Source organism: Candidatus Hydrogenedentota bacterium (assembly GCA_016791475.1).
Taxonomy (GTDB): Bacteria; Hydrogenedentota; Hydrogenedentia; order Hydrogenedentales; family JAEUWI01; genus JAEUWI01.
This window is the reverse complement of record JAEUWI010000013.1, coordinates 81,301-104,698: the sequence shown is the minus strand read 5'-3', so window position 1 is coordinate 104,698 and position 23,398 is coordinate 81,301. Positions and strand designations below refer to the sequence as shown.

The following is a 23,398-nucleotide window of genomic DNA, read 5'->3' as shown; positions in this document are numbered from 1 at the left end:
CTGGTTGCTTTCATGAAAAAATTTCTGGAGTACTTAAGCCCCACCTACGACGGCCCGGCGAGCTGGCTCTGGTTCGTGGGCGCGGCGCGTATCGGGATGCTGGTGGTGGTCGCGTCCGGCGCACACCTCATCGCGCGGGAGGGGGGCGCCTACCTCACCTTCGTGACGGGCATCTACGCCGCGGCGCTGGCCAGCAGCCTCTGGTATCTGGTGGTCCTTCGCCGGGAGCATTCCATCCCCGCCATACTCACCTGGACCCAGATGCTGGTGGACTTCGGCGTCGTCGCCGCCACGATCAGCTTTACCGGCGGCCACCAGAGTTTCTTCACCTTCCTGCTGGTGATCGTTATCCTGGAGGCCGGCGTGCTCATGGGCCTGCTCCAGGGCTTCGTCTTCGCCACCATGGCCTCCGTTTTCATGCTGTTTCAGACCTTCATCAAGGCCGCGGACGCGCCCGATCAACTGGCCCTCTGGTATCACTACCTGATTCAGGGGCTGGCCTTTTTCTTTACGGCCTTCATCAGCGGCTACTGGAACCAGCGCGTCAGTCGGATGAAGCAATTTCAACGCGAGATCCTGGACAATCTCAGCAGCGGATTCCTCATCACCGACGCAAGGGGCGTGGTCATCGCCATGAACAAGGCGGCCTGCGGCATCCTCAATCTCGTGGAAGAGAATGTGGCCGGCCTCCACGTGGACGGCATCATGATCCAGGAGTCGGGCGCGGAATGCCCCGTGACCACCGCGCTCCGCCTCAAGAAGGACTTTACCAGCTACGAATTCAACGCCCAGGTCGGCGAAAACGAATCGAAGCTGCTCGGCCTCACAACCAACCGCATCCGCGACGCCCACGACCACGTCACCGGCCTCATCGCCTCCTTCACCGACCTCACCGAGATGGCGCGCATGCGCAAGGAGCTCCAGAAGCAGGACCGCATGGCGGTGATCGGTGAACTCTCCGCCGGGCTGGCCCACGAAATCCGCAATCCCGTGGCCTCGATCCGAGGCAGCATGGACGAGCTCCAGCGCAACATCAACTCGCCCTCGCTGGTGGAGCGGCTCGCGGCCATTGCCGTGCGGGAGTCCGACCACCTGAACGAGATCGTGACGGGCTTCCTGGACTTCGCCCGCGACCCAGGTCGGCGATACGCCCTGCTGGACGTACAGGAGGTGGCGCGGGAGGTGGAAGAGTTGCTCGGCGGCAAGTATGGCGGGGAAGCCGGCTGTACGGTGGAGCTCTACGAAACGCCCGAGCCCTGCATGATCATGGGCGACAAGACCCAGATCTGGCAGGTCTTCATGAACCTGGGCCAGAATGCCGTCGAAGCCATGGACGGCAAGGGATGCCTTCGCATCATCGTCTCCCAGAATGAAAACCGGGGCCCGGTGGAGATTCGCTTCGATGACGAAGGCCCCGGCATCGCCCCGGACAAGGTCGCGCGCATCTTTGAGCCCTTCTACACCGAAAAAGCCCGCGGCGTGGGCATGGGCCTGGCCGTGTGCATGCGCATTATCACCGCCCATGATGGTACGATCCAGGCCGCGTCGCGTTCCGGCGGCGGCACCTCTATCATTGTCCGGCTGCCTCGCGCCCATGAATCAGGTCACGAGTCGGCGCGGGAACTCAGGAGTGAAAACTCGTGTCTCTAAAGCATCGGGTACTGGTCGTGGACGACGAGCTCAGCATGCGCGAGCTCATGGTTATCGTGCTGCAGAATGACGGCTACGACGTGGACACCGCGAGTGATGCCGGGGGCGCCATCGAACAGCTCGGCCAGGCCCACTACGATGTGGTGCTCACGGACCTCTTCATGGGCCAGGACCGCAACGCGGGCATGAAGCTGCTGACCTGGCTCCAGGAGCACTCGCCCGGCACCCCCGCCATCATGATGACGGCCCACGGCTCCGTGGAAACCGCCATCGAGGCGATGAAACGCGGCGCTGCCGATTACATGATGAAGCCCTTCAAAAACGACGAGATTCGAATTCTCATCGAGCGCGCCATCGCCCAGCGCAATCTCCTTCGGGAAAACGTGGCCCTGCGCAAGCAGCAGGCCCAGCAGGGCGACATCGGCAACATGATCGGCAAGAGCGCCGCCATTGAAAAAGTGCAGCAGATGATCCGGCGCGTCGCCGCGCTGCCGAGCACGGTGGCGGTCCATGGCGAAAGCGGCGCGGGTAAGGAACTGGTGGCCCGGGCCCTTCACAACCTGAGCAACCGCGCCAGCAAGCCCTTCGTGGCCATCAACTGCGGCGGCATCCCCGAGAATCTGCTGGAGAGCGAGCTCTTTGGCCACAAGAAGGGCGCTTTCACCGGCGCGGTGGAAGACAAGGAGGGCCTGTTCGTTGTTGCCAATGGCGGCACGATCTTCCTGGATGAAATCGGCGAAATGCCCCTCATGCTCCAGGTAAAGCTCCTGCGCGTGCTCGACAACAACACGGTGACGCCCGTGGGCAGCACCACCGACATCAAGGTGGATGTGCGACTGATTTCGGCGACGAACCGCGACCTGGAAAAGATGGCGGAGGAAGGCAGCTTTCGGAGCGACCTCTACTACCGCCTGAACGTGATCCCCCTCCATGTGCCGCCGCTTCGCGAGCGCCGCGACGACATCCCCCTGCTGTGCCGCCACTTTGTGAAACAGCACGCAAAGAATATGGGACGGGAGAGCCTGGAAATCAGCGCCGAGGCCCAGAACGCCCTCAATGGCTACCACTGGCCGGGCAATGTTCGCGAACTCGGCAACGTGATGGAAAGAGCCGTGGCCCTCTGCGGCACGGACATGATCGGCCTGGACGACCTCCCCGAGAACCTGCGCAACTATACCCCCGAAACCGGCGTCTCCCCGGCCGCCGCCCACGTCCCCGATGAGGGCATGGATATGGAGCGCCTCATCGCCGATCTCGAAATCGACTTGCTGAAACAGGCCCTGGAAAAAAGTCGCTACTCCCAGAAAAAGGCGGCCCGCCTCCTCGGGCTGACCCCCCGCTCCCTGCGCTATCGCCTGCAAAAACACGGCCTGGAAGCGCAGTAATCGCCGCGCGACAATTGGCGGCGGGGATCGGGTATCATAGATTCGCATGCGGCGCATCCCGGCAGACGTTGCGCGTCGCCATTTTTCCGGCCGCCCGGCTGAGGGCGGACACTGGCAGCAAAATCATACGCTACGGAGCATTGATTTTATGGTGAACACGCAGGGCACTGAAGGCGGTCGCTCGCCGAAATCGAGTGGGGCCTCCGCCGTCGCAATACTGTGGATCGCAAGCCTGGCGCCTGTGGCCGCTTTCATCGACTTGACCATCAGCATGATCCGCTTCCCCCGGCCGGACGATTACGATTCCGCCGTCGCCATCTTCCCGCCGCTCGCCGCAACCACGGCGGTCGCGCTTGTCGTGCTGCTGGCGCTCTGGGCGCTGCTGCTGCTCATGCACCGCGCCGGTCTGCCCATCCCAGTGACCTCGCTGCTGGTCGCAACCACACTCGGGCTCTACTCCTTTATGACCCTCGCCCTGATCACCGGGGTGTTTCTGCCAACAGAGATGGTGCGGGATTCGGCAACGGCCCTCCTTAAAATGGCCGTGGTGGGCATCGTTGCACTCGCCACGCTTCGCGGGGGCTACCTCCTCGGCAGGGACGTGGAACGGGGCCTGACGCTGCGGCGCTCCCCGCTTCTGCTCACGATGTCGCTTCCCGCGCTGACGGCCGCCCCGCTCGCGCTGGTCTGGTTCAGCCGATTTCGCATGGATGCGGCGCTGGCCTCTAAAGAGGGGCTCTTGCTGATTGGCCTGACGGGCGGCTTCATGCTGCTGGCCCTGATATTCTTCTACCTCGCCGGTCATAGCCGTGTCGGTCGTGCGGTGGCGACGTTCCCCGTCGTCGCCGTGCTTCTATCGCCCTTCGTCGCGCCCATCGCGGCTCGTCAACTTGATGCGCGCCCGGGCGGCGGCGGTACGCGGCTGGACGCGCAAAAGCCGGTCTTTCTCATCACGATAGACTCGCTGCGCGCCGACGCGCTCTCCTGCTATGGCTCGGATCGTGTGCAAACACCGAACATCGACCATCTGGCCCGGGAGAGCGTCCTCTTTGAAAACGCCATCTCCGCATCGTCCTGGACCTTGCCGTCCGTGGCGTCCTTTATGACCGGCGTATCTCCCCTGCGCCATGGCGCCACCGCCTGGCAGGCGCGTCTCCCCGATCAGTTCAAGACCCTGGCCGAGTATTTCAAGGAGGCGGGCTACCGCACGGTGGCCATCGGGCAAAACCCCGTACTGGATCAGGCGCGAAACGTGAGTCAGGGCTTTGACGAGTACCACTGGATCTCTTCCGAGTCCTGGCACCCGGCGGTATCCCTCGGCCGTTCAATGCTCGACGCCCTCCGGCCCCGCGAAGCCGTGTCCTTCACCGAACAAATCACCGACGCGACCATCGCACGGCTACCGGTCGCGAACGAAGGCCCGGCCTTTTTCTGGATCCACTACTTTGATCCCCACCTGCCCTATGCGCCACCCGCCGCCTACCTGAGCGAAGCGGAGCGCGCCAACCCCATGGGGATGGAGTTCAACGCCTTTGAACGGGTTCGTATGGGACGTTTCGGCGGGCGGCAGGAAGAGCGGGACTGGATTCGGAGTCTCTACGACGGCGAGGTGCGCTTCGTCGACGACGAGTTCGGACGGCTCATGGAGGCCATCAAGGCGCAAGGGCTCTATGACGGTGCGATCTTTATACTGTCAAGCGACCACGGAGAGGAGTTCTGGGACCATGGCGGCTTCGAACACGGCCACACGATGCACCGCGAACTGTTGCGGGTGCCCCTGCTCATCAAGGGACCCACGGTAACCTCGCCGGCGCGCGTCGCAGCGCCCGTAGGCACCGAAGCCCTGGCGCCCACACTCCTGGAACTCGCCGAACTGCCCTACGATGCGGCCTCCATGACGTCCGCGTCGTTCACGGCCTACCTGCGTCCGGAATCGCCCCAACCGACGCCCGGCTCCGTGAAGAGTTTCGGCACGCTGTACTTCGACGAGCTTGAAGCCGTGACCACACCGGAGTTCAAATACATTCAGTCGGTGGATTTCGGCGGAGAGAAGCTATATAACCATACGGTGGATCCGATGGAGCAACACCCGCTGAACATCACGGAGCACGCCGCCGCCGCGGAAAGCGCGCGGCAGCTTCTTATTCAAGCCCACGGCGCGGGCAGCGCCACGGGCGCGGTTGAAAAAGAAAACGTCGTTATGGATGCGGCCACGGAAGAAAGTCTCCGCTCGCTCGGATATATCGACTGATGGCCCACGCCCCGTGATGTTGAAGTCTCTGTGGCGCGCTTTGAAAACAACACAACAAGAAATGGCCCCATGAAAAATCTTCGCTCTTTCCTTCAAAAACACTGGAAGAAGGTCCTGGCGGTCGGCGTCAAGCTTTGCTTTATAACGCTGGTCTGTCTTCTGCTCTTCAACCCGACCGCCCTGGGCATTCCCGAAGATTCCCGCTTTCAGGCCATCTCCCCCACCGAGCTCTGGGAATCGCTGAAAAGCATCGACCCAGCGACGGCCGCCATCTGGTTCACCTTTGCAACCTCCATCAAGCTTGTCGGGATTTTCTGCGGCATTACCCGCTGGCGCATCCTCCTGCGTGCGCAGGGGGTACACATTCCCTTCTGGTACCTCACCAAGTGCTGGTTCTGGGGGCGGGCCATCGGCCTGTTCATGCCGGGCACGCTGGGCCTCGACGGTTTCCGCCTTGTGGAGTCATCGCGCTATACCGGCGAGATCGTGAAGTGCACCACCGTCATCGCCGTGGAAAAACTTACCGGCTTCATCACGCTCTTTTCCCTCGTCTTCCTGACCCTGCCCCTGGGGCTGAGGCTTTTCGACATTAATCTCGCCCTGCTCGGCGTTGTACTCCTGGGGCTGGCCTGTTTCATCTCGGTGATCCTCCTCCTGCTGCTTCAGCCGCGGGTGATCCAGGTGCTCGCCGCATCCATCCCCATGCCGGAAAAAATCCGAATCAAAGTGAATAAATTTGCCGTCGCGGCAACCGCCTACAGTGCGCACCGGGGCTCCCTGATGCTCGCACTGCTCTTCGGCCTGGGGGTGCATCTGGGCACCTGTCTCATGTATTTCGGAACCGCCTCCGCCATTCGCGCGGAGAATACCGGCATCCTCGAAATTTTTTTCGCGAGCCCCCTTCTCATTGTGGGCGCGGTCTTCGCCCCCACCGTCAGCGGGATCGGCGTTTCGGAAGTCGTCATGACCACGCTCCTCGGACCCGGCGCCGGTCAAGCCAAGGCCCTCCTCTTCGGCCACCTGGGCCTCTGGTTTGGCGAGATCATTCCCTTCACCGTAAGCATGCCCCTCCTCCTGCTGACGGGAAGACCAAATCGCGAGGAATTGCTCGAAGAAATCGCCGAAGTCCGCGCGCGCGTCGGCACCGGCGACGAGGCCGACCTCCGACTGAGCCCTGAAGTGCTGGCGCGCTATCGCCACAATGTGCTCGGCGCCCTCGTGGCGGGCCCGCTGGCCGGTTTACTCGCGGGCGCGTCCATCGGCCTCTTCGAGTCCGCCTGGCTCTGGCACACCCTGGGCGGTCTCGGTGATTCCGGGCTGTTCCTCTGGTCCGCCCTGGTCTATGGCCTGCTCTTTGCCATCGCCGGCCTGGGGGTGGCCCTGGGGCTCGTGTTTGTGTATCTCCTCATTGACCGCTTCCCCCCCCACCGCTGGAGCTACGCGCTCGCCTTCGCGGGGACCTTTCTCGGCGGCGGTCTGGTCATCGGCCTGTTCCGATTGCGCCGCGATGTCTTCGACGGCTTTATGCCCGACGGCAAGTCCCTTGCCCTCTTTGGTCTCCTGTTGGGCGGCCTGGCCCTCGTGGGCGCGCTCAAGCTGCTCTTCGCTTCGGGCTTTGTGCTCCGGCGCTTCCCCGCGCAGCCGAAACCCGTCATCGGCGCGGGCCTGGCCGCCTACGCCATTCTCTTTCTCGCGGGGCTCCTGCTCTTCACCGTCATGCGCCCCAACCAGAATCAGGCCGCTTTCGCACCGGCCCGGAACGCCCAGGGACCCAATATCATCCTCATCGCGGTGGATACCCTCCGTGCGGACTACCTCAAGGCCTGGAACCCCGCCATCGAAACGGAAACGCCGAATCTGGATGGCTTTATCGCGGACTCGGTCCGCTTTCAGAACGCCTTCTCCCAGGCCTCCTGGACCAAGGCGTCTTTTGGCTCGATTTTTTCCGGCATGTACCCCGAATGCCACACGGCGGTGACCAAGACGGCAAGCCTCCCCCCCGATGTGGAAACGGTGGCGGAGTTGCTCCAGGCGGGCGGCTACTATACCCAGGGCTTCGCGAACAACCCCAACATCGCCGCCCTCTTCGGCTACGACCAGGGCTTCGTGAATTACGTGGACCTGAAGAAATCCCTGCACTTTGCCGCCGGACCATCCGCGTCGAACCTGGCGCTGTATGACGTGCTGATCAAAGTTCGCGAAACCCTGAACGACCGCTTGTTGAAGCGCCCCATCGTGGTTACGGACTACTACCAGCCCGCACCGGTGGTGAAGGACGCGGCCCTGAGCTTCCTGGAAAGCGGGAACCGGCCCGCGGACACGCCCTTCTTTCTTTTCACCCATTTTATGGACCCCCACGACCCCTTCATGGACCCGGACACGCGCAAAGGGGGCTACGGGCGCAAGCGGCTGGGCAATCCGGACCCGGAAACCTACCTTGAGAAGATGCGGCGCGCCTACATCGGAGAGATCGAATATCTGGACGCCGCCCTCGGTGATTTCTTCGCCGGCCTCAAGGAGCGGGGCCTCTATGACGACGCGCTGATCGTGCTTACGGCGGATCACGGCGAGGAATTTCACGAGCACGGCGGCTGGTGGCACGGGCAAACGCTCTATGACGAGCAGACCCATGTGCCCTTCATCGTCAAGCTGCCTGGAAAGGCCAGGGCCGGCGAGGTCAACACGCACCTGGCCCGCAATCTGGATCTTGCGCCCACCTTCCTTCATTTCGCGGGCCTGGAGAAGGGCGCGATGATGCAGGGACAATCCCTCTTCGATGCGGCGGGCGAATTCACCAACGCCGCCATCGGCTACAGCTATGCGGAAAACAATTTCGAAGGCATCGTGCTGCAGGCGGTGCGCACCACCGCACACAAGGTCATCCGGGCGAACGAAGGCAACAAGCGGGGACTGCCCGCAATCGCGCTCTATGACATGGCCGCGGACACCACGGAACAAACGAATCTCGCGGGAAGCGGAGAACTGGCCGAGGTGGAGGCGCTGCTCAACGGCACGATAGACGCCTACCTGACAATCTGCGAAGAAAACGCCGTCGACCCCTCGCAGGTCAAGATCGATGCGGGCACGCTGGAGAGCCTGGAAGCCATCGGGTATATCGGAAATTGAAAGAAAGGACGGATAGGACCGATTCGACCGACGATAAAATCGGTCCTATACGTCCTATCCGTCCTCTGAATTTCCCTTACTTCAGCAACTTGCCGCTCGACGACTGAATGCCCGACATGACGCGCTCGAAGGCTTCCACGTCGGCGCAGGCCGAGATGGCTTCCGCACGCTCCACCACCCCGTTCTTGAAGAGGTCCACGGCGTACTGGTCAAAGCTGCGCATCTCGCTGTCCTGCTCCATGATGCCGTGGAGCTTGGCCAGGTCGCCTTCCACAATCGCGTCGCGCACGATGGGCTTCCCGCCGATGAGAATCTCCACGCAGGGAATACGTCCGCCCGACTTACGCTTGAGAAGGCGCTGACACACCACGGCGGCGAGGGTGTAGGCCAATTCCTGGCGCACCAGATCGCGCTCGCTCTGGGGGAAGTAACTGATCATGCGGTTGATGGTGTCGATGGCGGTGGTGGTGTGGAGCGTGCTGAACACCATGTGGCCCGTTTCCGCCGCGCTCAGGCCCGCGCGGATGGTGTCCACGTCGCGCATTTCGCCCACCAGAATTACGTCCGGATCTTCGCGCAGCGCGCCGCGCAGGGCGTTGGCGAAGGAGAAGGTATCCCGGCCCACCATGCGCTGGGAGATGATGCTCTTCTTGTCCTTGTATACGAATTCGATGGGGTCTTCGGTGGTGATGATATGGGCCTGACGGTTCTCGTTGATGTAGTCCACCATGGCCGCCAGGGTGGTGGACTTGCCGCTGCCGGTGATGCCGCACACCAGAAAAAGGCCGCGGTGCTTCCAGCAGATCTTCTCCACGACGGCGGGCAGATCCAGTTTGGCAAGCGGGATGGGCGCCTCCGGAATAAGCCGGATGGCCAGCGCCATGGCGCCGCTCTTGATATACCCCGAGCAACGCAGGTAACCCACGCCCGCCGCATGATATTGGAAGCTGGACTCTTTCTCCGTCTCCAACAGGTGCAGTTCGGCTTCGCCGCCCAGCTCCACGACGATCTGCCGCATGTCGTCCGCGGACACAATCTGGAAATCCATCGGGATAAGGTCGCCGTCGACGCGTATGTAGGGCCGGTTGCCGGCGCGGAGGTGAAGATCCGATGCCCGCAGCTTTTCCATGGTCTCAATGAGCAAGTTAATATTGAAGTCGGACTTCACGAAGGCATCCGCCTTCAGGGTCCAGGTCATGGAGCGAAGCGACTCGATGATAAACTGCTCGATCACGCCGTCGATGGGGGCAAGGTGCTTTACCTGGCGCAGCTCAAAGGGCGGCACGGTGATCGTGCACTTGCCGTCTTTCACTTCCACACGGCACACGATATTGGTGGCCGTGAGGGCGGCGGTGATGGCCTCGGCGGTGGCGTCCTCACGCATGGAGAAGGTGACTCTGAGCAGGTCCACGCGCTTCGTCAAATCGGGAGCTTTTGCGATCATGCTGGCGTTCATGGTCTTGAAATTCACCGCCGTGGGCATGCCCATCTGGTGGATCATGTTCTCGAGACCGATCTTGAACACATCAAAGACGGTACTGTCGCTTTTACTACCGATGAACATCTTGGACCTTTCTGTGGCGGGCGAGGCCGGCCGTTACTTCAGAGGGACAGGGGCCGAAGTCTAGCACGGGATCTGTAAAACTGTCAAAGGGTTGAACCGTAGCATTGTGCCCGATGCGCGGGGCTTGGTATACTGTTTTACAGATTTCTCAGCCTCGCAAAACCTTGTCACGTGAACCGTTGCGGCAGCCTATTCCGTGCGGAGGAGAACTCCTGTATGACGGTCCAGATTTTGTTCCTTATCGGCGCCCCAAGATCGGGTACGACCATGCTGGCGCGAATGCTGGGGGCTCACCCGGAGATCCTCGGCGGGCCGGAACCCCATCTGCTTACGCCGCTGGCGCATCTGGGGATTTGGGGCAACGTGGACAAAGCGCCCTATGACCACGTGCTGGCTGCGGAATCGCAACAGTTGTTTGTTTCGAAGCTGCCCCGCGGCGAGCAGGATTATTGGACGGCGTGCCGGGCCTACTGCGATGTGCTCTACAGCCAGAGCCTGTCGGGAAGCGGCAAGTCCGTATGTCTGGACAAGACGCCCGCCTACGCCCTTATTCTACCCTTTATGATGAAGGTCTTTCCAGACGCCCGCTACGTGGTGCTGACCCGGCACCCCGCAGCAATTTTTTCTTCGTTTGCCAATTCCTTCTTCAACGGCGACTTCGCGGCGGCCCAGGCCTACAACCCGATCTTGAACCGCTACGTGCCCGCGATGGCGGCCTTTCTCCGGCAGGATCAGGTGCCCTTCTTCCACGTCCGCTACGAGGATCTCGTCGCCGCGCCGGAATCGGCCTTCGAGGGAATTTGCGAATACATCGGCGTGCCCTACGTTCCCGCCGCCATCAACTACGGGGAAGCCGCGCCCGCGCCCGCCCAAGGCCTGGGCGACCCCCTGGGCGTGCAAAAGCATTCCCGCCCGAGTCTCGATTCCGTTCATTCCTGGGCTGCGGAGCTCGCGGCGGATCGGGACAAACGATCCTTTGTTGAAGGAATCGTGGCGTCCCTCGATCCCGCCGATCTGGCTACGCTGGGCTACCCGATAGACACCCTCTGGGCCCCACTCGAAGGGGCGGGCGCCGCACCGGCAAAAAAATCGTCAGGCTTCAGCCGCTATCATCTGCAGCGCAAGATGATCGTCACCCTGCGCGGTCAGGCGCAACGCCGCCCCCTCCTGCGCAAGGCCCTGCGCACCGCGCGTCTCGCCTGCGATGTGCTGCTGCGCGAATAGCCCGGAGACAGCCTCGAATGGCACTCACTTAAGGACTTGACCCCAGTGTCTTAAACGTTAACCTCGGGTGCCACCCGCACGCGGGCCGCCTCGGGCGGCCGGTAGCTTGCGGGTGATGGGGCCATGTGCAAGCAGAGATACCTTCGATGCATATCACGCATTTCGCGTTGCACTCATAGGGATTCACGCAAGTCCCCTTTCGCGATGTTACACCCGCAAACTTAGTCGCTCGCGCTCCTGCGTGTACGGGTGGCACCCCCGGGGGGGCCAACGAATACGCGTAGTCATTTCGCTTGGGCAAGTGCCACGCGGATGGTGTCCCCGCCATCCGCCTTCAGCGTCGCCACCTCGCCCGCCTTCATCGGCAACTCGATCACGGAGCCGTCCACCCAGGACTTCACTTTCGCGACCCCGTCCTTCGTGGCCGCAATGCGCACGGTCTGTGCACCCGCCGCATCGCGCTGTGCCGACACCAGCCAGCCGCCCTGCGCCCGGAGCGTGGAAAACGACAGGGCCTTCCACGACGCCGGCACGGCGGGGAACACCTCAATCACGCCCGCGTGGCTTTGCAACAGCATTTCCTGCAGCCCGGCGGCATAAGCGAAGTTGCCTTCCAGCGTGAAGGGGCGGTAGGTGAAATTGCTGATGCCCGATTTGGTCTGGTCGCCATTCGCGTGAAAGCTATTCCGCAGCACAAATCGCGTCGCAAAAATTTCCAATGCCTTGGCCGCCTTGTCTCCATCGTGACCACGTGCGGCCATGCTCGCGAGCCACGAAAAGCTGTAGCCCGTCCACAAGCTGGAACCCAGGGTTTCCAACTCGGCGAGGGAGGCCTGAATAATACGTTCATCTTCCGGTCCATTTGCGCCATCGATCAGCCCGAGGGGATGGATGGCCATGAGATGGGAAAAATGCCGGTGGGAGCCGGGCAGCGGATAATCCGGCGCCACCAGCAAGGTGCCCGAGGCGCTCACACTCCACGTGGGAAATTCATCGAGCACCGAACGCCAATGGGTCGCATCGTCGGCGTGGCCGGTCTTCTCGGCAAACTCGGCAGTCGCGCTAAGGAGCCAGCGCATCAGCGCAAGATCGTAATTTGTAATTCCTTTGAACCAGGCCTCGGGTTTGTTGTCGTTTACCTCGGGCGATGAACTTAAAGGCAGGGTGCGCTTGCCGTCGGGCCCCCGCTCGCTCGTGACGGCCTCAATAAACACGGCGCACTGACGCAGATAGGGATAGGCCCGCTCGCGCAAGAAGGTTTCGTCCTGACTGTATTGATAGTGGAGATAGAAGTGGTGGGCCAGCCAGCAGGCCGTCGTGGAGGAGTGGGTGTACTGGCGCCAGCCGCCGATCTGGTTGTTGTTCAGATCCGCCGTCATGGGCACGTTCATGCCGGGCATCTTGAAGAAGCGCTGGGTCCATTCCTCGCAGTTGCCCCGTGTATCCCAGAGCCAGTCCACAAAATTCTGCGCCTCCTCCAGCCGATTCCCGCTGTAGGCGGGCCAGTAACTCAGCTCCGTATTGAGATCGTGGTGATAGTCGCCTTTCCACGGCGGAAGGGTGCCGTCGTCCGCCGTCCACGGGCCCTGAAGCGTGATCGGCGGCGCACCCAGCCGGCTTGCGGCACCGAATTTATAGGTATCGAGATACCACTGCCGCTCGATGGTCGCGTCCGGAATCGACACAAGCGATTTCTCCCAATAGGCCTTCCACCACGCGGAATGACTCTTTGCCAGGGCTTCCCGCTCCGTGGACAGCGCTCGCTCGGCCTGACGCTTTGCTTCGGCGAGCGGGTCGCCGCCACGGCGATTCGTAGCGATGCTCCAGGTGCCGTGCCACACGCCGTCCCGCTGCTCCCACGCGAGGAAGGCCGCGAAGGTAAAGCCGCCCCACCCTTCCTGCACCCAGGCCTGCCAGTTCTCCCCGGAAGACGTTACAGGCGGCACATAGCCGAGTTCGCTCAATTCCCCGGCCACGATGGCGGCCTCGGGTGCGCCGGGCTCCTTCCCGCCAAAGGCCGGCGCCTGAAGCTGAACCGACGCCGGGTCGAGCCCCGTGAGTTCGATTTGTCCCACGGGCTCGGTGGCGTGAATCCAGACGCGGGCGCTGCCGCCTTTGAAGGTCACTGTGGCCGCAGGACTCTCCGCGCTGAGGGTCGCGCGGGAAAAAGCGGCCTCTTCTGGCAGGATGATCTCGATGCGGCCCGCGGGAATCTTGCTGGGCGCGGGGTTGTGGTAGGGGTTGTCGTAGAGGGCTTCCAGTTCCTTGACTTTCCCCTCCTTCTCCCACTGGCGCATGGTGGTGTAGTCATATTCCTTCGTATAGTATTCCGGCACGGGCCGGAGGTCCCACAGGTCGGTCCGATCGAGCGAGATGCGCAGCGGTTTTCCATCGCCCCAGACCAGGGCGCCGAGGGTGCCGTTGCCCAGCGGCAGGGCTTCGTCCCAGAGCGTGGCGGGCGAGCCATAGTCCAGGAGCGGTTCGTGCCGTTTCAGCACGTCGATCTCCGGGAAAGACGACTGCGCGGCGGCGGATCCGAGAAAGAGCATCGGCAGGGCGGAGAGGGCAAGGTACTTCATGGGGAAACTCCGATGGCCGGGAAGAATCCAGCCGGTTGGCATGCGATGGACTTCCTATTGTAGACCCGCAAGCCGCGCGGTGCAAAAATGACGGGGTTGTCGACCAATGGCTGCTCCCGAGCACGCCATGCCCGCATTGAACGCGTCTCAGGCTACGCTCCCCGCGTTCCGATGGTATAAGATGAGCCCCTTGTCACTATCACATCCGGCGGGGTGCCTCGCACCCGGCAAATCAGGGAGAGCAAATTACCATGGATCTGGACAGGCAGGCGCTCAAGGCCGTGCTGAAGGAAGTGCTCCAGGAGGAAATGGCGGCGGGCCGCTTTGTCATGGCGCCCAAGTTCGACGGGGGCACCCTTGTGCTGCAACCGGCGGACACGTCGCTCCAGGCGAAGGAAGTCCCCATCGACGCCTTCTTCAAGAAGATCACATCGGTGCGGGAGAAGCTCCGGGTGCTGGAGCAGAAAATCAACAATCACAAGACCCTCGAAGAAACGGAAAAGGCCGATCTCCAGTTGTACATCACGCGGTGCTACGGCAGCCTGACGACCTTTAACGTGCTGTTCAAGGAAGAAGAAGACCGCTTTGTCGGTGTGAAGGAATGAAGCCATGAAATCTATCAAGCCACTGCTGCTGGCGGCGTCGGCCATCGTTGCAACCGCTCCCGTCTGGAGTGCGGAAGTTACCATTAACGCGGACCGGGTCGCTGTCATCGACGGACAACCCACCTTTATTCTCGGGCTCTATGAGAACCCGGAAGATGATGCGGTACTCAAGGCCGCCGCGGAAGCGGGAATCAATCTAGTCCACGCTTCCGCAACGAAGGAATCCCTCGACCGGATCCAGAGTGCGGGCGCGGGAGCCTGGCTGAACACGGGCTATGACATCGACTTCAGCGCCGATGCCGAGGCAAAAAAGGGCAAGCTGGCCGAAGCCGTGAACACGCTGGGGTCGCACCCCGCCCTCATCGTCTGGGAAGTGCCCGATGAGGCGCTGTGGAATGCCTGGTATATGGCGGAAGTCTGGCGCATCGTGGACGAACCACGCCAGTTGAAGGCGGCGGCGGAGGCCCTGGAGGACAAGGCCCTCGCGGCAAAAATCGTCACCGATCTGGAAGAGCTGAAGCGTCTTCAAAAACACGGCCTGTGGGCGGCGGGCGAGGCCCTGGCCGATTCCATGTGGACCGCCATGGGCAAGGATATCCCCCAGCCGGGCTTTGGACTTTCCAACGCGCCCGAGCGCGCCGCAAAGCTCGGCGAGGGCATGCTGCTGGGTTACCAGGCCCTCCGCGAGATCGATCCGAAGCATCCCGTGTGGATGAACCACGCGCCCCGCAACACCATCGAAGATCTGGCCTTCTTCGACCGCGCCGCGGACATCGTCGGCTGCGATATCTATCCCGTGCCGGAGGCCCCCCAGATCCGCCATTCGGATCTGGCCAACCGCACCCTCGCCTCGGTGGGCGCCTACACCCGCCGCATGCAGGAAGCGGCCCCGGGAAAACCCACGTGGATGGTGCTTCAGGGCACGGGATGGGGCGACTTCCAGGAAAAATTCACCGAAGAAGAAAAGAAGCAAATGCGCCGCCCCCGCAAGGATGAGACGCGCTTCATGGCCTACGACGCCATCGTCCATGGCGCCCGGGGCATACTCTATTGGGGCACTCAGTTTGTGGAGAAGGACTCCGCCTTCTGGCTGGATCTGCTCGCCGTGGTGAAAGAGTTGGACGGCCTCCAGCATGTGCTGACGGCCCCGGACAGCCCCACGAAGCCCATGATCGGCATCGCACCCACGAACCGCTCCCTCGACCGCACCGTGGCCACCCTCTCCAAGGCGGTGCCCGGCGGCGACTGGCACATCATCGTCAACGAGTTTGAAAGCCCGCTGGCGGTCACCGTGGCCGGCCTGAGCGGCAACTATCGCGTCCACGGTGAAGACCTGCCCGTAGAAGCCGGAAACGGTTCCCTCGTCGTCTACATGCCGGCCTACTCGGTGGCCGTCCTCGCCCCCGCCGTGTAACACCAAACCCGTCCCAGGGCCGCCGGACTCGAGCCTCGGATCCGGCGGCCTTTTTCATGACAGTTGACAGACTAACGGAAAAGCGCAATGATGGTGCGGGTAGCCGCCGAAGGTTGCCCTTGTCGTTGACCGGGATTCGTGGGATTGGGCGCGGATCCGGGTACGGGGGCGCGAGGATAGTCGAAATTCGTGGGAGTGCGTCAGTTCCATAGTCCGATGGCCCGATGGGCATGGCAATTACTCTGCCTGACAATCGCCCTCCTCCCGCCCTGCGCCGCCACCGGCCAGCCCCCCCGGAAACTGGAGCCGGTCCGCCTCCAACTCAAGTGGAGCCATCAATTCCAGTTCGCCGGCTACTACGCCGCCGTCGCCCGGGGCTTTTACGCCGATGCCGGCTTCGACGTGACCCTGTTGGAAGGCCGGAGCAACCGCTCTCCCCGGGAGGTCGTGCTCGCGGGCGAAGCCGAGTTTGGCGTCGCCGGAAGCGAGTTGGTGCTGGGGTATCTGGAGGGGGAGCCGCTGGTCGCCCTGGCCGCCATCTTCCAGCACTCTTCCTACGCGCTGCTCTCCATGCGGTCTTCCGGCATCCGGGACCCCGCGGACCTGGCCGGGCGCCGCATCATGCTCCGGGACGGCGTCCCCAGCACGGAAATCTTCGCCATGCTCAACCAGGCCGGCGTCGGGATAGACGGCTTCGAACTCGTGGGGCACACCTTCCGCCACGAAGATCTGCTGGAGGGAAAGATCGACGCCATGTCGGTCTACCTTACCGATCAGCCCTTCTTCGAAGGAATACCCGGCGCCGAAACCACCCTGCTGCGGCCGGTTGCCTTCGGCGTGGATTTTTATGGCGACACCCTGTTTACCACCCGCGAACGACTGGACGGCGACCGGGAACGCGTGGAGGCCTTTCGGGAGGCCAGCCTGAAGGGCTGGCGCTTCGCCATGGACAATCCAGGCGAAGTCATCGCCTGGATCCAGCAGAATCACCCCGGACTTCGCACCGATTCGCAACTGCGCAATGAAGCGGAGCAGATGCAGGCCCTGATTCTGCCCCAGCTTGTCCCCATGGGGCAGATGAACCCCGAACGCTGGGAGCGCATCGCGGCCGTATATCGCGAGCGGGGGATGACGGAAGGAAGCCGCGACCTGGCCGATTTCCAGTTCCGCGAGACCCAGGGATTCGATTCCGCCACCTTCATGCGGATGCTATGGCTCCTCGTGCCCCTCGCCATCATCGTGGCGAGCTGGATCGCCTTTCTGATCCATTTCAATCGCCGACTGGTCAAGGCGGTGCATGAACGCACATCGGCGCTGGAGGCGCTCAACCGGGATCTCGAAGAAGAGGCCCGGCGGCGGGGCAACGCGGAAGCCGCCTTCCGCGCCGGCGAGGAATACTACCGCACCCTCCTGGAGCGGCTGCCCGTGGGACTCGCCCTGTCCCGCATGGACGGCGAGCTGGTGTTCGTAAACGAGGCCTACGCGAACATGATTGGGCGATCGGTGGAGCAGACTCTGGGCCTGTCCTACTGGGAAATCACCCCGGAAGAATTTCGCGAACAGGAGCGGGACATCCTGGAGTCCTTGATTGCGACGGGCCACGCCGGGCCCTTTGAAAAGGAATATATTCACGCGGACGGACACCGCCTCCCGGTGAGACTCAACGCCATCCTCGTCGAACGGTCGGATGAAACCTTCATCTGGGCCTTCGCGGAAGACATCACCACGATACGCGACACCCAGCAGGCCCTCATGCGGCGGGAAGAGCAGTACCGTACCATTTTCGAGTCTATCCCCCTGGGCTTGATCATCAGCAATGCCGATGGCTCGACCGCCGAAATTAACCCGGCCGCGCACCGCATGCACGGCTTCACCCGCGAGGAATTTCTCGCGCTACGACCCGAAGAGTTCATCCACGCCTCCAGCCTCCACGACTTCGAGCGGTGCCGCCGGGAAGCCCTGGCCGGCGGAGGCTTCTTCGTCAAGGCCCGCGATCTGCGCAAGGATGGAAGCATCCTGGAGATCGAAGTGACCGGGGTGGCCTTCCGCCATCACGGGCTCGCCCAACATCTGGGCATCATTCAGGACGTGACGGATCGCGTGCGGGCGGAAGAGGCCCTGCTGCAGAGCGAAGAGAAATTTCGTACCATCGTGGAAACAACGAAGGAATGGATCTGGGAAATCGACTTGCAGGGGAGACACGTTTACTGCAATCCCGCCATCGAAGCCATTCTCGGGTACCCGGTGGAGGAGTTCCTGTGCATGGACGTCTTCAGTCTGGTGCACCCGGACGACGCGATACGGATTGCCGAGGCCCTGCCCGTGCACATGGAGCGTGCCGAGGGCTGGGAGAGCTGGGTACTGCGCTGGCGCCACCGAAACGGGAGCTGGCGCCACCTGGAGAGCAACGCCGCGCCGGTGCGCGACAGCGAAGGCAAGCTCCGCGGCTTCCGCGGCGTCGACCGGGATATCACGGACCGTATCGAATCCGAGCGACTGATCCGCGACTCCATGGACGCGCTGGCGCGCCACCAGGAACATCTGGAAGAATTGGTTCGCGAGCGCACGGCCGCGCTGGAAAAGGCCCAGGCCGACCTCCTGCGGAAGGAACGGCTGGCCACCCTCGGCCAGTTGATCGGCACGGTAAGCCACGAAATACGGAATCCCCTCGGCACCATTCGAGGCTCCGTGTTCAGCATCGATCAGATGCTCAAGAAGCAGGATTTCACACGGATAGGTCCGGTGCTGGCCCGGGCCGAGCGAAACATCGTCCGCTGCGACCGCATCATCGAAGAGCTGCTCGACTTCACCCGGACACGCAAACTGGAGCGACAGTCCACGCCCCTCGACCCCTGGCTCAAGGATGTGCTGGAAGACATCCCCCTCGCCGGTGATATGGTCTGCGATTTGCGGTTCGCCGCCAACGCCATGGTCCGCATCGACCGGGAGCATTTCCGCCGCGCCATCGTGAATCTGGTCAACAACGCCGCCCAGGCCATGGAAAACGGCGGGGGCGGCGGAAAGACCCTGCGAATCGAAACCGCGCGGACCGACACCGAAATCGAGATCGCTATTGCCGATCAGGGTGCGGGCATTGCGCCGGAACACATGGATAAAATCTTCGAGCCCCTCTTCAGCACCAAGGGTTTCGGCGTCGGCCTGGGGGTTCCCATCATTAAGGACATCGTGGACGCCCACGGCGGGCGCCTCCACTTCGAAAGCGCCCTGGGCCGGGGAACCACCGTGCGCATCTGGCTGCCCGCCGAATAGCGACCGGCACGGCTCGGGCTCCAGACTGCACACCCCAATCCGGTACACTACCCCCATGGATATCTTCTTCAACCTCTGGCTGGAACTCCCTTCATGAAGTACCCCGCTTTCTTCGCGCTCTATTCGGCCCTGCTACTCACATGCCTCCCCGCCCCCGCCGAAGGTGACTGGCCCGAGCCGCGACACAACGCCCACCTCACCGCACTGCAACCCACACCCGGCGCGATGACGCAAGCCCCCGTAGTGTTGGCGGAACATGACCTGGGACGTGGCCACGGAGTCATTACGCCGGTCGCCATCGAGGCGGGCCATCTGGGGCTATCCATCGTCGCCGGCGCCCTCTACTGCCACGATACCGCGGGCAACCTGCGGTGGTCTTCCCATCCCGCCGGACTCAACTTTGAGACGCTGGTGCGCGTGGCCGATCTCGATGGGGACGGAAACCGGGAAGTACTCCTCCAGGCCGGGCGACCGGCTACGCCCTATGCCGCCGCCGTGCTGTTGGACTTTGAAACCGGGGACCTGAAGTGGCGCTACGACGTGGAGCCCATGTCCTACCAATGGTACCTCTACGCCGGCAATTACCTGCCGGGCCGGAGCGACACGCAAATCTTCGTGGTCATGATGGGCTATCCGCCCGATCCCTTGAACGGCTACTGCGCCCTCTTTGCATTCGATGCGCCAGGCGCGTCGCCCGAGCAAATGTGGCGCTATGACTTCTCCGAATACACGTGCTTCCCCGTCTTCCTCCAGTCCGATATCGACGGGGACGGCGTTCTGGAGCTCGTCCTGGAAACCCACAGCCGCATGTGGTATCTCGATGCGACGACCGGCGCGTTAAAGCACTTCGCCAAGTGGGACGTGACCCCCGCCAACATGCGCAGCTACGGTCTCACGCGCTTCCTGGATCTTAATGGCGATGGTCGCGACGACTTTCTCTGCATCGCCAACTTCGCCCAGCACCACGAGGTACTGCTCAACAAGAACGGCGCCATGGAAATGGCGTGGCACCACGGCTGGCAGGAAAGCGTGACCACCGGGAAGGTGGCAACGACCTGGGCCGAGCCGCCCCAGGCCGATTTGGATGGCGACGGCGGTCTGGAGATCGTCGTGTCCATGTACAACAGCGAGGGCGAAAACGCCTGGCTCACGCGCGTCTACGATGCGCTCGATGGCACGCTGAAGTATCGTTTTCCCGGCGTGGTCGCGGTGCGCACCCAGGACCTCGACGGCGACGGGCGGTCTGAAATCCTGGGCAATGCCTCCACCGACCCAACCCGCAATCAACTCGATGGGGCCACGGTCCTTTCGGTGGCTGAGGGTGCGCTTACACTGCGCTGGGAAGACGCCGCGGCACAAGTGCTCCCCGACAACGGTGTGCCCGTAATCACTCGGGATGGACAAAGATTCAATCCCGCCCTTGATCCCTCGGGCACAATCAGTCTGGTCGCCGTTCCCCCCGCCGCGCCCCAAACACCCGGTCCGGATTTTTCCAAAATCCCCCCCATGCAGGGACCGTCGATGCCCCTGTTGCTCGCGGCGAATCTCGCCGGGGGCCCGGAAAACGAATTGCTGCTCTACAACGAGCCATCGGTCACCGTGCTGCGCCTGGAACAAGGCGCACTGGTCAACGTCGGCGGCTACGAATCCTCCTCCGCGCCCGTCATGGCGGATTTCAACGGGGACGGCCACCTCGATCTGGCCTTAACCACCGTATCGCCCACGGCCTTGCCTTCGGTCCGCGTAATCACGCCCGCACAGGAAGACACGGTGCTGTGGGAAAGCACTTTGCCCGAGCCCGGTCGCACGGGCCTGCCCCAGCCGCGCAAAGCCTATGCCCGCGCCATTCATCTGACGGGAAAGGCGACGCCGGACCTCTACTTCTGGGCGGGCACGCCCGTGGTGCGGAGCACGGGGCTCGACGGACTCACCGGCGCGCTGCTGTGGGACAAAGGCGAAGGGCCGAAGGAGCGATACTGGGGCCCCAGCGTGAATTTCGCGGCGGCCCAGGACTTCAATAACGACGGCAAAGAAGATCTCGTCTTCACGAACCCGGACTTCTATTGTGTGGCCGACGGCCCCACGGGCGAACCGCTCCACGGCCCCAATTTTCCACCGGACATCTTCAAACAGGCCAGCCAGGGGCTCTACACCTATCCCGCCATTCTCATGCGTAACGACGAAACGCCCGAGGTCTGCCTGGTCGGAGGCCATTATTTCCAGGGCGGCATGTCCATCAATGCGGATCCGTACTGGCACCAGATCATGTCGCCCGGCACCAATCGCACGGGCCATGAAGCCTTTTTAACGCTCGAAGACGGTTCCTGGGTTATGGGTTTCGGACGTCAGAACGGCAACTTCGCCTGCGTGGACGCACGAAGCGGCGCGGTGCGCTGGGAACTGCCCATCGAAGCTACTGTCTCCGATGTCATCAGCGGCGACGTGGACGGCGATGGCCGCTATGAATTTGTCTTCGGAACGAGCCACGGACAGATCATGGCCGTCGGCGATGGCGGCGCGGCGGCGCGCGTGGTATGGCGCACAGAGACCAACGCAGCCATGGGCACGCCCATACTGGCCGACCTGGATGGCGATGGCAAAGTGGAGCTGGCCTGCGCATCGAGTGACGGGCGGGTTCGTATATTCGGTGCGGCATCCGCGAAGGCCGTCGCATCGCACCCGAGGCTCTATTTCACTCCGCAGGAGCTGGCCCAGTTTCAGGCACGACGGAGCGAGGGCGCCTCGAAACTGATCTGGGACAACCTCATCGCTTCGGCGGAGTGGTGCCTCACGAAAACACCGCGCCAAGACTACATCGCGCCGGTCGCGGACGATCCCATCTATGAGAATCTCTATGATCGCTTCTACGCCATGATGATGGACATGGCCATCATGGAGCATCTGGCCTTCACGTATGGGCTGGGCGGCGATGCGAAGTACGGCGAGGCCGCGCGGGCCTGGACGCTGGCGAGCTGCCGCGCCTGGAAACCCGACGCCGACGCGGCGCCCGATGGCGGCAAGGCCTATGCCGTGCTGCGGCTCCTCAAGGGGGTGGCGGTGGCCTATGACCTGGCCTGGGATCGCTTCACACCGGAAGATCGCAACGAGATCGTGACCATGTTGCGCACCACGACGGACAACTACTACCGGAACTATTTCCGCACACCCGAAAAGGAAAGCGCCGATTTTCACACGCACCACGCCACGGTGGAGTTCGGTTCCCTGGGCGTGGTCGCGCTGGCCCTGCTGGACGAGGTGCCCGAGGCGCGGCAATGGATGGAATTTACCACGAAGAAATTCGAAGAGCACCTCCTGCCCATGGGCCTGGCGGAGGATGGTGCGCAGATTGAGGGAGCCACCTTCTGGGCTTCCACCATGCAGTATCGCCTCTTCTACATGGACGCCTTGCGACGCATCACGGGCAGAGACCTGTACCCGGCATTCAAGCAATACATGAAGGCCGATCTCGCCTACGCGCAGATCGCCGCACCGAAGGAACCGGGCTGGAGCGAAAACGACGAAACGGTTATCCTGTCGCCGTCCTACGGGCAACTCGACTACTACGCCCCCGTCTTACTCGCACTCGCGAAGGAGTACCGCGCTCCCCTCGCGCAACAGCTTGCCCTGTGGGACCTGACCCTCGGCACCCTTCAACAGACCCGCTACATCACACGAAAGGGCGAGCAGCTCCTCTTCGAGATGGGCGGTTACGCGGCCCTGTGGCACGACCCCTCGGTGGACGCGGACTCGGGCGGTGCGGCGCTCTCGTACCACTTTCCCTCCGTCGGCGAAGCCTATGCCCGAAGTGGATGGGAGGTCGGCGGCATCGTGGCGGGCCTCGGGAAGTCCGGCGAGACCATCATCCACGCGGGTGGCGCGGTCGTGCTGGCCACCAAAGCCGCCGGCGCCGCCGAGGATACGAAGACGGGAACCGTAACCCTCAACGAAGAGGGCAATGTCGCCACGCTCACGCGCGATCTGAACGGTATCACCACCACACTGTCCATCGAGCGGCCCGACCAGGCGACCCTTACGTGGAGCGGTCTTCTGGCCCCCGTCGAGTTTCACGCCCACCAGCTTCCCCAAGTGGAGGGAAACACCATGGCGTGGGAAAGCGGCGTGGAGCTGGAAATCTTCACGGGCGCGCTGGAAAGCCTGGACCCGACGGGATACGTGCCCGCGATCGTGGTAGGCATGGGCAAACTCCCGCTGGAGGATCCCCTCGCACATGCCTACCCCCTCGTGCGCGTCGCACCGAACGAAGGCGACGTGACGCTTCGTATTACACGCCGACGGTGACCGCGTGTTTCCGGAGCGGGGCTCGAGAATA

The 23,398-nt window shown here is 62.8% G+C and carries 11 protein-coding genes; 9 read left to right on the top strand and 2 right to left on the bottom strand.

Features of this window, described 5'->3' with window-relative positions; translation table 11 throughout:
* The first annotated feature begins 12 nt into the window (after positions 1-12).
* From JNK74_09190 to JNK74_09175, 4 genes are all read left to right on the top strand, one after another.
* The gene (locus JNK74_09190) at positions 13-1,650 is read left to right on the top strand and encodes a PAS domain-containing protein (GenBank protein MBL7646347.1); all 1,638 of its coding nucleotides are present in this window, start codon (positions 13-15) and stop codon (positions 1,648-1,650) included.
* Between the two features lie 35 nt (positions 1,651-1,685).
* A complete protein-coding gene (locus JNK74_09185; protein MBL7646346.1) occupies positions 1,686-3,035 on the top strand; it encodes a sigma-54-dependent Fis family transcriptional regulator in 1,350 nt (449 codons plus the stop codon).
* A 148-nt stretch (positions 3,036-3,183) separates the two neighbouring features.
* Complete coding sequence (locus JNK74_09180; protein ID MBL7646345.1) at positions 3,184-5,286, top strand: sulfatase; 2,103 nt, start codon at positions 3,184-3,186, stop codon at positions 5,284-5,286.
* Positions 5,287-5,355: 69 nt separating this feature from the next.
* Entirely contained in the window at positions 5,356-8,412 is a 3,057-nt protein-coding gene (locus JNK74_09175) for a sulfatase-like hydrolase/transferase (GenBank protein ID MBL7646344.1), read from the top strand.
* 76 nt (positions 8,413-8,488) lie between these two features.
* On the opposite strand, the gene JNK74_09170 is transcribed toward JNK74_09175, so the two are convergent.
* Positions 8,489-9,976, bottom strand: coding sequence for a PilT/PilU family type 4a pilus ATPase (locus JNK74_09170; protein ID MBL7646343.1), 1,488 nt, complete (start codon positions 9,974-9,976; stop codon positions 8,489-8,491).
* A gap of 216 nt (positions 9,977-10,192) precedes the next feature.
* Between JNK74_09170 and JNK74_09165 the strand changes: the two genes are divergently transcribed.
* Positions 10,193-11,200, top strand: coding sequence for a sulfotransferase (locus JNK74_09165; protein MBL7646342.1), 1,008 nt, complete (start codon positions 10,193-10,195; stop codon positions 11,198-11,200).
* A gap of 284 nt (positions 11,201-11,484) precedes the next feature.
* On the opposite strand, the gene JNK74_09160 is transcribed toward JNK74_09165, so the two are convergent.
* Positions 11,485-13,779, bottom strand: coding sequence for a glycoside hydrolase N-terminal domain-containing protein (locus JNK74_09160; GenBank protein MBL7646341.1), 2,295 nt, complete (start codon positions 13,777-13,779; stop codon positions 11,485-11,487).
* A 251-nt stretch (positions 13,780-14,030) separates the two neighbouring features.
* On the opposite strand from JNK74_09160, the gene JNK74_09155 reads away from it, so the two are divergent.
* The 4 genes from JNK74_09155 to JNK74_09140 all read left to right on the top strand — a co-directional run bounded on the left by JNK74_09155 (position 14,031) and on the right by JNK74_09140 (position 23,367).
* The gene (locus tag JNK74_09155; protein MBL7646340.1) at positions 14,031-14,384 is read left to right on the top strand and encodes a hypothetical protein; all 354 of its coding nucleotides are present in this window, start codon (positions 14,031-14,033) and stop codon (positions 14,382-14,384) included.
* A gap of 4 nt (positions 14,385-14,388) precedes the next feature.
* On the top strand, positions 14,389-15,798 hold the full coding sequence (locus tag JNK74_09150) for a hypothetical protein (GenBank protein ID MBL7646339.1): 1,410 nt from the start codon (positions 14,389-14,391) through the stop codon (positions 15,796-15,798).
* Positions 15,799-15,987: 189 nt separating this feature from the next.
* Complete coding sequence (locus JNK74_09145) at positions 15,988-19,068, top strand: PAS domain S-box protein (protein MBL7646338.1); 3,081 nt, start codon at positions 15,988-15,990, stop codon at positions 19,066-19,068.
* A gap of 93 nt (positions 19,069-19,161) precedes the next feature.
* Positions 19,162-23,367 (top strand): VCBS repeat-containing protein, encoded by a 4,206-nt coding sequence (locus JNK74_09140; protein MBL7646337.1) that lies wholly within the window; start codon positions 19,162-19,164, stop codon positions 23,365-23,367.
* Positions 23,368-23,398: the final 31 nt, after the last annotated feature.